Source organism: Microbacterium sp. 4R-513, assembly GCF_011046485.1.
Lineage (GTDB): Bacteria > Actinomycetota > Actinomycetes > Actinomycetales > Microbacteriaceae > Microbacterium.
This window is the reverse complement of sequence record NZ_CP049256.1, coordinates 2,879,971-2,892,087: the sequence shown is the minus strand read 5'-3', so window position 1 is coordinate 2,892,087 and position 12,117 is coordinate 2,879,971. Positions and strand designations below refer to the sequence as shown.

Below are 12,117 nucleotides of genomic sequence, written 5' to 3'. Positions count from 1 at the left end.
TGACGGTCTGTCGGAAGCCCTCATTAGGCTGGCCGGGTGAAGGAGACCCTGAGCACCGCCGAGGCGCGACGCATCGCGCTGACCGCTCAGGGGTTCGCGCGCGAGCGCCCGGCGACGGGCGGAACCCGGCAGCTCAACCTCGCGATCGCGCGCATGCAGACGCTTCAGATCGACTCGGTCAACGTGTTCGCCCGCTCGCACTACATGCCGCTCTTCTCGCGCGTCGGCTCCTACGACACCGCCGCGCTCGATCGGCTCCTCTTCGCTCGGCGCGCGCCGTACGTCGAGTACTGGGCCCACGTCGCCGCGTTCATCCCCGCCGCCGATTGGGGCCTCTTCCGCTTCCGTATGGACGACATGCGGGCAAAATACGGTTCGAAGCCAGACGGCTGGTTCGCGCGCAACGCCGAGATCGTGGAGTGGGTGCGCGCAGAGCTCGCGGAGCGAGGTCCGCTGCGCCCGGCGCAGATCGAGCACGACGCGAAGAAGTCCAGGCGCGGGCCGTGGTGGGACTGGGACGTCGTCAAGCACGCGCTCGAGCATCTGTGGCTGTTCGGCGACGTCGCGATCGCGGGAAGGCGCGGATTCGAGCGCCGGTACGGTCTGGCTTCCGACGTCCTTCCCCCGCAGATCGTCGAGGCGGCCGTCCCCCGTGATGAGGCGATCCGTGAGCTCGTGCGGCGCGCTGCGAAGGCGTACGGCGTGGCCACGGCATCCGATCTCGCCGACTACTGGCGCATCGCGAACCGTCCGGCCATCCTCGCCGCCGCGCGCGACCTCGTCGACGCCGGTGAGCTCACCCCCGTGACGGTGAAGGGGTGGACGTCGGGCGGCCGCCCCGCCAAGGCGTGGGTGCACGCCGACGCCGCACTCCCCCGCCGAGTCGACGCCGCGGCCATCCTCACCCCCTTCGACCCCGTCGTATGGTTCCGAGAACGGGCCGAGCGCCTCTTCGGCTTCGAGTACCGCATCGAGATCTACACGCCGGCGCCGAAGCGCAGGTTCGGCTACTACTCGCTTCCCGTGCTCGTCGGCGATGACATCGTCGGCCGCGTCGACCTCAAAGCCGATCGGGCGACGTCGACTCTTCTCGTGCAGTCCGCGTGGTGGGAGGCCGGCAAGGGGACGGATGCCGCGGCCCGCCTCGCCGATGAGCTGCGGCTCGCCGCGCGATGGCAGCAGCTCGAGACCATCTCGATCTCGCGGTGGGGCGATGCCACGGACGACCTCGCTCACGTGATGCCGGAGGCGCGGCGCCACGACGCCGGACCCGGTGAGCCGACGGCCCTGTCCGGCGACGAACCCGAGGGGGCGAACGAGCTCGGCGAGGCGATCGAGTCGGCAGACCTCGGCGCGGATCGGTCCGCGCCGACGGGCGAGCTCGTGGAGACCGCGTGAAGCGCGGCACCCTGCTCGGCATCGCCATCGGCGCCGTCGTCGCGATGGCGCTCGCCCTCGGCGCGTGGTGGTTCCTTTCGCGCGACGCCGGGCCGGAGGCGACGGCCAAGGGATACCTCGATGCGCTCGCGGCGGGCGACGGCGACCGGGCGCTCGAGCTCCTCGCCGAGCAGCCGTCAGGCGACGCCGACCGGGCGAAGGCCCTCGACGAGGCTCAGGCGCTCATCACCGACGTCGCGGTGGCGAAGGTCACGCAGTCCGCGGCTTCGGAGAGCGGGACCGACCACGCGGGCCGGGCCGAGGCGCGCGTCACGTACACCCTCGACGGCGCGAAGCATGCCGCTTCCCTCGGCCTCGTCGAGCGCGACGGCGGATGGCGGATCGACAGCGACGGGCTCGGAACGTTGACGCCGCAGACCACGTTGGGTTCCTACTTGTTGGTGGGCGACGTCCCCGTTCCGGCGGGGGCCGCGACGGCGCTGCTTCCCGCGCTGTACCCCGTCGAGGCGGCGCCCAAGGCGATCGTGGCGGGCTCGACGACGGCAGCGGTGACGCTCGGCGAAGCGAGTGAAGCGGCGGTCGAGGCATCCGTCTCGCCTGACGCGATCACCACCGCGCAGCAGCAGCTCGATCTCTACGCCCAGCGCTGCGCCGCGCCCGCGGAGGCGGTGCCGGCGAACTGCGGCATCCGGGTGCCGTGGGCAGCCGACCTCGCAACGCTGACGTCGATCGCCTTCCGCATCGAGCGCTCGCCGCAGCTGACGCTGGCTCCCGATCTGACGTCCTTCTCCGCGACGGACGGAATTCTCATCGCGACCGCGACGGGCATCACCCGCGACGGCGCCGAGGCGTCGTTCACGTACCGCGCCGACGACTGGTCCCTGCGCGGCGCCGTGACGCTCACGCGGGACGACATGAAGCTCGCCGTCGGCTGAGTCGCGCGGCTCGGCGACTGCGGCTCGGCGACCACGGCTCGGCGACTGCGGCTCGGCAAATACGGCTCGGCGACTCGGCCCCCGACGACTAGGGCGCGGCGAGGCCGGCGACCTCGAGGCCGAGCCAGCGGGCGAGATCGCGGATCTCGGCATCCACCGCGTCAGCCACATCGCCCGGAAACGGCTCGTCCTCGTGGATCGCCGCCACCCGGAGGACGCCGGCCTTGCGATCGGCCTTCGCGTCGAGCTTCCCGACGAAGCGGTCGCCATCCAGGATCGGGAGCGCGAAGTATCCCCAGCGACGCTTCGCGGCAGGCTTGTACATCTCCAGCAGGTACTCGTAGCCGAAGATGTCGCGCAGGCGGTCGCGATCGAACACGAGCCGGTCGAACGGCGACAGCAGCGCGGTCCGCGGCCGGAAGACGTCGAGGTCATCGAGCGCGGCGGGGTCGACACGCCACTCCCCCGGAACCCCGTCCACCTCCGCCGCCTCGCCGACCGTGCCGACGTCGATGGGTTCGAAGGGCTGGCTCACGCCCTTCGCGCGCGCGAGGCCGAGCGAGCCCAGGCGGCGCTCGGCCCGCTCGCGTGCGGCATCCTCGGGCGAGAGCTCCGCGAGGTCTGCGGGATAGACCCGCTCCGCGAGGTCGAACAGTCGCCCCTTCGCGTCGCGCGCGGCGATCGCGACCTCGCCGCGGGCGGCGAGGATCTCGAGCATCTGCATCGTGTTGCGGTCGTTCGTCCAGCCCGACGAGCGCCACGAGACCTGGGCGGTGTCGGGGATCTCGGCGGGGCGGAGCGGCCCGTCGGCACGCAGCCGGTCGAGCACTTCGCGGCGGAACACGTCGTTGGCGGCGAGCCACTCCCTCGCCTCCCGCGACTGAGGCCGCTCGCGCATGAGCGGACGGACGAGCGGCAGGTCGGTCATGGGCCGGTAGAAACCGCCCCACTCGAAGACGGCACGATCCTCCTCGACCAGCCGGCGCAGGTCGTCGGGCTGGTACGGCCAGCCGAGACGGCTCCACAGGATGTGATCGGCGCTCGGCGCGATCGCGGCGGTGGGCTCGATGTTGACGATCGTCAGCGCATCGATCGTCTCGACGATGTCGGCCGGGCGCTCCGCCGTCAGCAGCTGCGCGCGCACCGCGATTCGACGGGCGTCGTCGCGCGTGAGCCGATGGACCATCAGGCGACGCTATCGCGGGTCCGCGACATCCGGCCCATACGAAACGGCCGCTCGCGACCGAGACCGGGCGATCAGAACTTCCCGCCCATCGTCTGCAGGCGCTCGATCCGATCAGGGAGGGGCGGGTGCGTCGAGAAGAGCCGCTCGAGGGCGTTCGGGCGCAGGGGGTCGGCGATCCACAGGTGGGCCATCGACGTGTTCGGCTTGCGGAGCGGCTGGGCGTGCTCCTCGAGCTTGGCCAGCGCCGATGCCAGCCCGTCGGGGTCGCGCGTCGTCATCGCGCTCGTCGCGTCGGCGAGGTACTCCCGCTGGCGGGAGATCGCCGCCTGCACGGCACCCGCGAGAAGGGGCGCGACGACGGCGGCGACGATCCCGAAGAGCAGGAAGATCAGCTGAGCCTGTCCGTTGCCGCCACGGCGACCCCCGCCGAAGAACGCGACGCGGAGGAGCAGATCGGCGAGGATGCCGACCGCGACGACGAGTCCGAACACGATGAGCGAGACGCGGATGTCGTAGTTGCGGATGTGCCCGAGCTCGTGGCCGAGCACCCCCTCCAGCTCGCGGTCGGTCATCAGCTCGAAGAGCCCGGTGGTGACGGTGATGGATGCCTCTTCCGGCTTGCGTCCTGTCGCGAAGGCGTTGGGCGCCGGGTCTTCGACGACGTAGAGCTTCGGCATGGGCGTACCGGTCGCGATGCAGAGGTTCTCGACGAGGCGGTAGTACCGCGGAGCGTCGACCTGTGCGACGGGGACCGCGCCGGCCATCGCGATCGCCTCACGATCGGCGAAGAAGTACTGGAACGTCGCATACCCCGTCGCGAAGAGCAGGATGAACGCCGTCACCCACCAGTTGTTCCCCATGAGCCAGCCGGCGAGCACGCCGATGCCCGCGAGCAGCAGCACGAACGCGATGAGGATGAACCACGTGTTGCGCTTGTTTCGCGAGATCGCCGAGTACATGTCAGGACCCGGTCACGACGAGGGAATCGGGTTTCGTCAGAACTGAACCCTGGGCGGCTCCGAGATCGCGGCACCGTCGACGACCTCGAAGAACTCGCGCTCGTGGAAGCCGAGGTTGCGCGCGAACATGTTGTTCGGGAAGACCTTGACCTTCGTGTTGAGCTCGCGCACGCCGCCGTTGTAGAACCGGCGCGATGCCTGGATCTTGTCCTCGGTGTCGACGATCGACTGCTGCAGCTGGAGGAAGTTCTGGCTCGCCTGCAGCTGCGGGTAGGCCTCGGCGACGGCGAACAGCGACTTCAGCGCCTGCTGCATGTGCCCCTCGGCGACCCCCGCCTCCGCGGGCCCGCCGGCCGTCAGCGTCTCGGCCCGCGCGCGAGTGACGTTCTCGAAGACCGCCTTCTCGTGCGCCGCATACCCCTTCACCGCCTCGATGAGGTTCGGCAGCAGATCGGCACGCCGCTTGAGCTGCACCGTGATGTCGCTCCACGCCTCGTCGACACGCACGTTCAGCTGCACGAGCGAGTTGTACGTCGCCCACAGATAGATGCCGACGATCACGACCAGCGCGACCACGATAAGGACAGGGATCAGCCACTCCCACATAGGCCACATCCTAGCGATCCCGACCCTGGCCGATCAGCGTGCGAAACGGACTCTCAGCCCTTACCCACCGAGCACGCGCTCGAGATACGGGTTCTGGAACCTGCGCTCGGGGTCGAGGCGGTCGCGCACCGCGAGGAAGTCGTCGAATCGCGGGTAGCGCTCGCGGAGGATCGAGGCATCCAGAGTGTGCATCTTCCCCCAGTGCGGACGACCGCCGTGGTCGAGCATGATCTGCTCGACGGACTCGAAGTACTCGGCGGGGTCTTCGCGCCAGTAGCGGTGCACGGCGATGTACCCCGACTCGCGCCCGTACGCGGTGGACAGCCACAGGTCGTCGGACGCGGCGAAGCGCACCTCGACGGGGAACGAGATCCTCCAGCCCCGCGCATCGATGAGCGCGCGCATCGCCTCGAACGCCGGGCGGACGTTCTCTGCCGGCAGGGCGTACTCCATCTCGCGGAAGCGCACGTCACGGTTCTGTGTGAAGACGCCGGTCGAGGCATCCGTGTACTCGCGGTTTCCCGTGAGCTTGACGGCGAGTCGGCTGAACGACGGGACGATCGACGGGACCACTGTGCCGGTGGCGCACACCATCCGGTAGACGCCGTTGGAGAGCAGCTCCTCGTCGATCCACCGGCCCATCCGAGGAAGCGGGTGCCTCGGCGCATCGGCCGGCAGCCGTGTGTTGGTCTTCGTGAGGCCGACGTCGGTGTGGGGAAACCAGTAGAACTCGAAGTGGTCGGCCCCCGACACGCGGTCCTCGAGGCTCGCGAGCACCTCGTCGAGCGGCTCGGGGCGCTCGACGGCGTGCAGGACGAAAGCCGGCACGCACTGCACGGTGACGTCCACGAGCACACCGAGAGCACCGAGCCCGGGCGCGATCGCGGGAAGCAGGTCGGCGTTGTTCGCCTCGTCGACGGTCAGGAGGTCGCCCGACCCGGTGACGAGCGTCGCGCCGACGATCTGCGTCGCGATCCCGCCGAAGCGCGCGCCGGTGCCGTGGGTGCCCGTCGAGATCGCACCAGAGATCGACTGGCGGTCGATGTCACCGAGGTTCTGCATCGCCAGTCCGTATGGAGCGAGGAGCTTCGGGATCTGATGCAGCCGGGTGCCCGCGTACATGCGCACACGACCACGCTCGCGGTCGACGTCGATGAGGCCGGTCAGGTCGTCGAGCTCGAGGAGGACGCCGGGTGCCACCGCGATGCCGCTGAAGCTGTGGCCTGCGCCGACCGCCTTGAGCGTCATGCCGTTGCGCTTCGCGGCCTCGACGGAGCGCTGGACGGCTTCGACGGATGCCGGGCGCTCGACGCGCAGCGGACGGGCCCTCTCGGAGCGGCCCCAGTTCTGCCAGATGCCGCCGGGCCGCGTCATCGGACCGCCCTCCCCTCGCATCGCCGGGTTCGCGCCACGTCGCTGGACCGTGTCACAGGAACGTCTTCCCTTCGCCTCGATAGGTCGGCGTGGTGCCGACGCGCCGGTCGCCCTGGACCAGCTGGAACTCCTCGACGCGCTCGCTGAGCTCGCCGCTCTTAGCGTGCCGGAACCACACGCGGTCCCCGACCCGCAGGTCGCGCGCGGCCTCGCCGCGCAGCGGCGTCTGAACCTCGCCCGCACCCTCTCGGGACATCGTCTTGAGGCCCTGCGGCCAGACCGGCGCCGGCTGACGGGAGGCGACCGGCGGACCCGACGCGATCCAGCCTCCGCCCAGCACCGTCGCGATGTCGGGTGCGGGCTTGCGGACCACCTCGAGCGAGAACGCCGCCGCGGGGGCGGGGTCGAATGCGCGGTAGCCGTCGAAGAGATGGCCCGCGAGCAGTCCGCTCCCCGCCGTGACCTCGGTGACGGAGCGATCGGATGCCGTGAGCTCGAGCGATCCCGTCCCACCGCCGTTGACGAAGTCGAGGGGCGCGATCCGCTCGACGGCGTCGACGATCGCTGCGCGCCGCTCGAGCAGCTCGTGGCCGGACCGACGCTGCATCCAGCGGATGACGGCATCCCCCGATCCGGTCGCATCGCCCTGCCCGGCGATCTGGGCCTCGTACATCATGAGGCCGACGAGTCGGAAACCGGGGCGATCGGCGATCAGCCGCGCCAGGTTTGCGACCTCGGCCGGCTCGTGCACGGGCGAGCGGTAGACGCCGATGTGCCCGAGCCCGGGTGCGCGCCATGAGGCATCGGCGTCGATGGCCAGACGGATCGGCGCGCGCCGGCCGGGCGGCGCGACGGCGTCGACCAGATCGAGCTGCGCGATGTCGTCCACCATGAGCGTCACGCGGGCCGCCGCTGTCTCGTCGGCCGCCAGCCGTGCGATCGCGCCCCGGTCCGCCGTCGGATACCCCAGCACGACATCATCGTGCGTCTCGGCCAGCCACAGGGCCTCGGGGAGCGTGAAGGCGAGGATGCCGTGATAGCCCGGCAGGGCGAGGGTCGCATCGACCACCTCGCGGATCCGCACCGACTTGCTGGCGACGCGGATGGGCATCCCGCCGGCGCGCACGAGCATGTCCAGCGCGTTGAAGCGGAGCGCGGGCAGGCTGAGCGCGGCCACGGGGCCGGAGACGTCGGCCACGGCCGTCGTCATGGCACCCCAGTAGGCGGCGGGGTCAGCCCAGGTCTGTGCGTCGGCGGATTCGGGTGCCGCCAGCAGGTCGAGGGTCATCGGGGGTCGTCCTCTCGCGCACGTCATCGGTACGCATCGGTACAGCCTAAAGCCGCGGAAACCCGCGTCCGGACCGCGGGTGAGGTGCAGACGTCCGCGGCCTCACCCGGGCGACCGCGATCGGCGCTCCACCCACGTGCCGCTCGGTTCGAACCGTACCCCCGGTGGGACTCGAACCCACACTGGAGCGGGTTTAAGCCGCCTGCCTCTGCCTATTGGGCTACGGGGGCGAGTCGACGGATGCCGTGGACTCGCCGCTCAGACTATCCGCACCGCGCAACGCCGGAGCATCCGCGACGCCAGCCACCGCCTCCCGCGGTGTCTTCGCCCATGAGGTGCGTCCGCTCAGCTGGCGGACGAGCGCCACGGCGAGCGCCCCGAAGGTCAGCCACGAGTACACCGTGTACGGGATGAGCTGCACGATGGCGAGGAAGGGCGTGTACCACCGGCCTCCGCGGAGGATCAGCGTCGCCATTCCCGGGCCGAACGACAGGCCGAAGAAGATGAGCGCGATCCACCAGTAGCTCGGGCGATACGGCACCTGATCGACGAGGGTCTCCACGACCGAGACGACCAGCGCGATCCCGGTGAGCACCTGCAGCGGAGGGGTGACGAGGTAGTAGATCATGTCCAGCCGCGCGAAGAAGGGAAGCCGGGGGCGGAACACGCCCCCGAGGAGGGAGAGCGCCTGCCAGCTCCCCTGCCCCCACCGCACACGCTGCCGGTAGAGGCGTCGGAGCGAGTTGAGGCCCTGCTGGTTGATCGACACGCGATTGTCGTGCACCGACGCCCATCCCGCCTGGATGAGACGGACTCCGAGGTCCTGATCCTCCGTGAGCCGATCCCGCCACGGCCCCTCCTCCGTCTCGATCGAGGCGAGAGCGGAGAGCCGCGTGAACTGCCCGTTGCCGCCCATGTTCGCGATGCCCCACCACGCACGACCGGCTTGGAAGACGAGGCCGAAGGACGAGAACTCGACATCCTGCGCCCACGTCAGAAGACCCCGCCGGTTGTAGATCCGCACGAGCACCTGCACTCCGCCGATCCCGGGGTCGGCGAAGTGCAGCGCCGCGGCCTCCGGGGCGGTGGGCTCCAGACGTCCGTCGGCGTCGACGACGACGACGATGACGCGGTCGTCCGTCCACGCGGCGTATCGGTCGTCTTCCGCGAGGAGCCGGCGGGCTTCGTGATACGCGGCGTTGAGGGCCGCCGCCTTCCCCTTCCGCGCATCCGGAGCCCGCCGAGTCAGGACGTGGAGCCGCGGGTCGTCGATCGCCGCGAGGATCTCCCCCGTGCGATCGTCGGAACCGTCGTCGATCACGAGGAGCACGGCGTGGGTCGCGGTCGTCGCCCGCAGTCGCGACACGGCATCCGCGATCGTGACCTCCTCGTTGAGCGCCGGGACGAGGAAGACCCAGAGGAACTCGGACTCGCCAGGCCCCTCCGCGCGCCGCGCGAGCCGCCGCACACGGCGCCGGAAGCGATGTCCGAGCACGAGGAGCACGACGACCGAGCCGATCGACGAGAGGATCACGACCAGGACGATCCAGAAGAGCACCTGGACCCACTCCGGGAGTCCGAGGAAGAGCTCGTCGAGCACGGTCATCTCACCAGTCCTCCGCCCAGCCGTCCACCCATCCTTCGAGCGTCGGGTCGGCGCTTCCCCCGCCCGGAGGACGGCGACGCGATCGAAGTCCGCTCCGAACGACGTCGGCGCGGGCGCGTCGAAGACGATGTGGTCCAGCGCCGCGAGGATCCGTGCGGACGCACGGCCATCCCCGTACGGGTTCGGCCGGCGTCGCCGACGTGCGAGCTCCGCGGGGTCCTCCAACAGGCGCCGGACGGCCGAGACGATGCGACCCGTGTCCGTGCCCACGAGCTCGACGGTGCCGGCATCCACCCCCTCCTGCCGCTCCGTCGTCTCCCGCAGGCAGACGACGGGTGTGCCGAGAGAGGGCGCCTCCTCCTGGACGCCGCCCGAGTCGGTGAGGACCACCGTCGCCCGCCGCAGAAGGCGGGCGAACTCGGCGTAGGCCATGGGCTGCACGAGGGTGACGTTCTGCAGGGCGTGCAGCCGGGTCGAAAGGATCGTGGCGACCGCCGGATTGGGATGCAGCGGCACGACGAAGCGCACCTCCGGGTGCGTCGCCGCGAGCACCGAGACGGCGTCGGCGATGCGCACGAGCGGCGGACCCCAGTTCTCGCGGCGATGCGCCGTGACCACGACGAGGGGTGGTCCGTCCGTGCCGTCGAGATCGGCCAGGCGGGGGTCGGCGTACGGCACTTCGCGCCGGGCGGCGATCGTGAGGGCGTCGATCGCGGTGTTGCCCGTCACGAAGACCCGCGAGTAGTCGATCCCCTCCTTGATGAGGTTGGCCTTGTTCCGGATCGTCGGCGCGAGGTGCAGTGCGGCGATCCGAGAGATCAGCTGCCGATTGAGCTCCTCCGGGAACGGCGACAGCGTGTCGGACGTGCGCAGCCCCGCCTCGACGTGGACGACGGGCAGATGCCGGTGGAAGGAGGCGAGCGCCGCCGCCGCGGCGCTCGTCGTGTCACCGTGCACGAAGCACGCCGCCGGGTACCCGCTCGCGTACGACGCTTCGTCGGGGCGCACCGCCGGGCCGAAGCGATCGGTCAGATACGTCTCGAGATTCAGGACGATGTGCGCGAAGAGACCGTTGAGCGTGCGCGGACCCTCCGGCAGCCGGAAGGTGACATCGGGCTCGATGTCCTCGATCCCGAGCACTTCCGCGACGAGCGCCGCGTGCTGCCCCGTAGAGACCACGACAGGCTGGAAGCGCCGGCTGTCGCGCACCGCCGCGATGAGCGGCAGCATCTTGATCGCCTCCGGCCGTGTACCCACGACGAAGAGCGCGTTGACTCCGCGTGATTCGCCCCCCGAGCTCACGACTCCGAAAGTAGCGGCTGAACGGGGAACGTCAAAGCACCGCGCTCAGCGCGTTGCGGGCACCTTCTCGGCCGGGGCCTCGGCGGGCTTGGCCTCGACCGGCGCAGGCTGCGCGGGCCGCGGGCGCGCCGCGAACTCCTCGAACACGTACCGCGGGTTCTGCACCGTCTGCAGGTTGACGATGTCGCGGCCGAGCCAGAAGTTGTTCCACCAGCCCCACAGGACGCGCCACTTGCGCTCCCAGGAGGGCATGGCCAGGCCGTGGTAGCCGCGGTGCGCGAGCCAGGCGATCCAGCCCTTGAGGGCGATGTTGCCCGACTGGAAGACGCCGACCCACAGACCCAGGCCCGCAACCGCGCCGAGGTTCTTGTGGTAGTACTCGCGCGGCAGCTCGCCGCGGAGCACGCCCACGAGGTTCTTCGCGAGGAGCTTCGCCTGGCGCACCGCGTGCTGGGCGTTCGGGACGCAGTAGCCGCCCACACCGCCGCCGGAGAGGTCCGGAACGGCGGCGACGTCACCGGCCGCCCATGCGCCCTCGACGATCTCCTCGTCGCTGCCGACGCGGAGGTCGGCGCGCGTGCGGATGCGGCCCCGCTCCTCGACCGGGAGGTCGCCGCCGCGCACGACGGTGGGGTTCGCCATGACGCCCGCAGTCCAGATGATGAGGTCGCTGGGGAGCACCTCGCCCGTGGAGAGCTCGATGTTGCCGCCGATGGCGCCGGTGACCTGCGTGTCGAGGTGGACGTAGGCGCCGCGCTGGGCGAGGTTCTTGAGCACCCACTCGCTCGTCTTGAGCGAGACCTCGGGCATGATCCGGCCCATCGCCTCGATGAGGTGGAAGTGCGTGTCGTCGAACGTGAGCTCGGGGTAGCCCTCGACGAGCGCCGATGCGAGCGAGCGGAGCTCGGCGAACACCTCGATGCCCGCGAAGCCGCCGCCGACGACGATGACGGTCAGAAGGCGGTCGCGCTCCGGGCCGGGGGGAAGCGTCGCCGCGCGGTCGAAGTTCGACATCAGGCGGTCGCGGATCGCGACGGCCTCTTCGATCGTCTTGAGGCCGATCGCGTTGTCGGCGATGCCGGGGATCGGGAACGTGCGCGACACGGCGCCGGCCGTGACCACGATCTGGTCGTACTCGAGCTCGTACGAGTCGGCGAGCTCGGGCGTGATCGTGGCGACCTTCTGGGCGTGGTTGATGCCCGTCACCTTGGCCGCGACGACCTTGGTGCGCTTGAGGTGGCGCCGCAGGGCGACGACGGCGTGACGGGCCTCGATCGAGCCCGCCGCGACCTCGGGGAGGAAGGGCTGATACGTCATGTAGGGCAGCGGGTCGACGATCGTGACCTCGGCCTCGCCCTTGCGAAGGTGCTTCTCGAGCTTCCACGCGGTGTAGAAGCCGGCGTAGCCACCGCCGACGATGAGGATCTTGGGCACAGTGCTTTTCGCGGTGCTAGACACGGTGA

General features: G+C 70.5%; 9 protein-coding genes and 1 tRNA gene. 2 read left to right on the top strand and 8 right to left on the bottom strand.

Translation table 11 applies throughout. The features are described 5' to 3' along the window. Positions 1-36: 36 nt before the first annotated feature. Entirely contained in the window at positions 37-1,398 is a 1,362-nt protein-coding gene (locus G5T42_RS12645) for a crosslink repair DNA glycosylase YcaQ family protein (protein WP_165129007.1), read from the top strand. Further along, the gene (locus G5T42_RS12640) at positions 1,395-2,333 is read left to right on the top strand and encodes a hypothetical protein (protein WP_165129006.1); all 939 of its coding nucleotides are present in this window, start codon (positions 1,395-1,397) and stop codon (positions 2,331-2,333) included. Before G5T42_RS12645 ends, G5T42_RS12640 begins: the two co-directional genes overlap by 4 nt. 88 nt (positions 2,334-2,421) lie before the next feature. Here G5T42_RS12640 and G5T42_RS12635 read toward each other — a convergent pair whose 3' ends face one another. From G5T42_RS12635 to G5T42_RS12600, 8 genes are all read right to left on the bottom strand, one after another. Continuing rightward, positions 2,422-3,519, bottom strand: a complete 1,098-nt coding sequence (locus tag G5T42_RS12635; RefSeq protein WP_165129004.1) for a crosslink repair DNA glycosylase YcaQ family protein — start codon at positions 3,517-3,519, stop codon at positions 2,422-2,424. A gap of 71 nt (positions 3,520-3,590) precedes the next feature. Then, the gene (locus G5T42_RS12630; RefSeq protein ID WP_165129002.1) at positions 3,591-4,478 is read right to left on the bottom strand and encodes a M48 family metalloprotease; all 888 of its coding nucleotides are present in this window, start codon (positions 4,476-4,478) and stop codon (positions 3,591-3,593) included. 36 nt (positions 4,479-4,514) lie between these two features. Further along, positions 4,515-5,084, bottom strand: coding sequence for a LemA family protein (locus G5T42_RS12625; protein WP_165129000.1), 570 nt, complete (start codon positions 5,082-5,084; stop codon positions 4,515-4,517). A gap of 60 nt (positions 5,085-5,144) precedes the next feature. Continuing rightward, entirely contained in the window at positions 5,145-6,458 is a 1,314-nt protein-coding gene (locus tag G5T42_RS12620; protein ID WP_165128998.1) for a D-arabinono-1,4-lactone oxidase, read from the bottom strand. A gap of 52 nt (positions 6,459-6,510) precedes the next feature. Continuing rightward, on the bottom strand, positions 6,511-7,746 hold the full coding sequence (locus G5T42_RS12615; protein ID WP_165128996.1) for an alanine racemase: 1,236 nt from the start codon (positions 7,744-7,746) through the stop codon (positions 6,511-6,513). 156 nt (positions 7,747-7,902) lie between these two features. Next, positions 7,903-7,976, bottom strand: a tRNA-Leu gene (locus tag G5T42_RS12610). Beyond that, positions 7,967-10,654 carry a UDP-N-acetylglucosamine 2-epimerase (non-hydrolyzing) gene (wecB, locus tag G5T42_RS12605; protein ID WP_165128994.1) on the bottom strand — a complete coding sequence of 896 codons (2,688 nt, stop codon included), beginning with the start codon at positions 10,652-10,654 and terminating at the stop codon, positions 7,967-7,969. Before wecB ends, G5T42_RS12610 begins: the two co-directional genes overlap by 10 nt. A 45-nt stretch (positions 10,655-10,699) precedes the next feature. Beyond that, positions 10,700-12,088 carry an NAD(P)/FAD-dependent oxidoreductase gene (locus G5T42_RS12600; protein WP_165130231.1) on the bottom strand — a complete coding sequence of 463 codons (1,389 nt, stop codon included), beginning with the start codon at positions 12,086-12,088 and terminating at the stop codon, positions 10,700-10,702. Between the last annotated feature and the right edge of the window lie 29 nt (positions 12,089-12,117).

Excerpts from the sequence above, each read along its gene's own strand:
- G5T42_RS12635 (WP_165129004.1), bottom strand. The coding sequence starts at position 3,519 with ATGGTCCATCGGCTCACGCGCGACGACGCCCGTCGAATCGCGGTGCGC.
- G5T42_RS12630 (WP_165129002.1), bottom strand. The coding sequence starts at position 4,478 with ATGTACTCGGCGATCTCGCGAAACAAGCGCAACACGTGGTTCATCCTC.
- G5T42_RS12625 (WP_165129000.1), bottom strand. The coding sequence starts at position 5,084 with ATGTGGGAGTGGCTGATCCCTGTCCTTATCGTGGTCGCGCTGGTCGTG.
- G5T42_RS12620 (WP_165128998.1), bottom strand. The coding sequence starts at position 6,458 with ATGACGCGGCCCGGCGGCATCTGGCAGAACTGGGGCCGCTCCGAGAGG.
- G5T42_RS12615 (WP_165128996.1), bottom strand. The coding sequence starts at position 7,746 with ATGACCCTCGACCTGCTGGCGGCACCCGAATCCGCCGACGCACAGACC.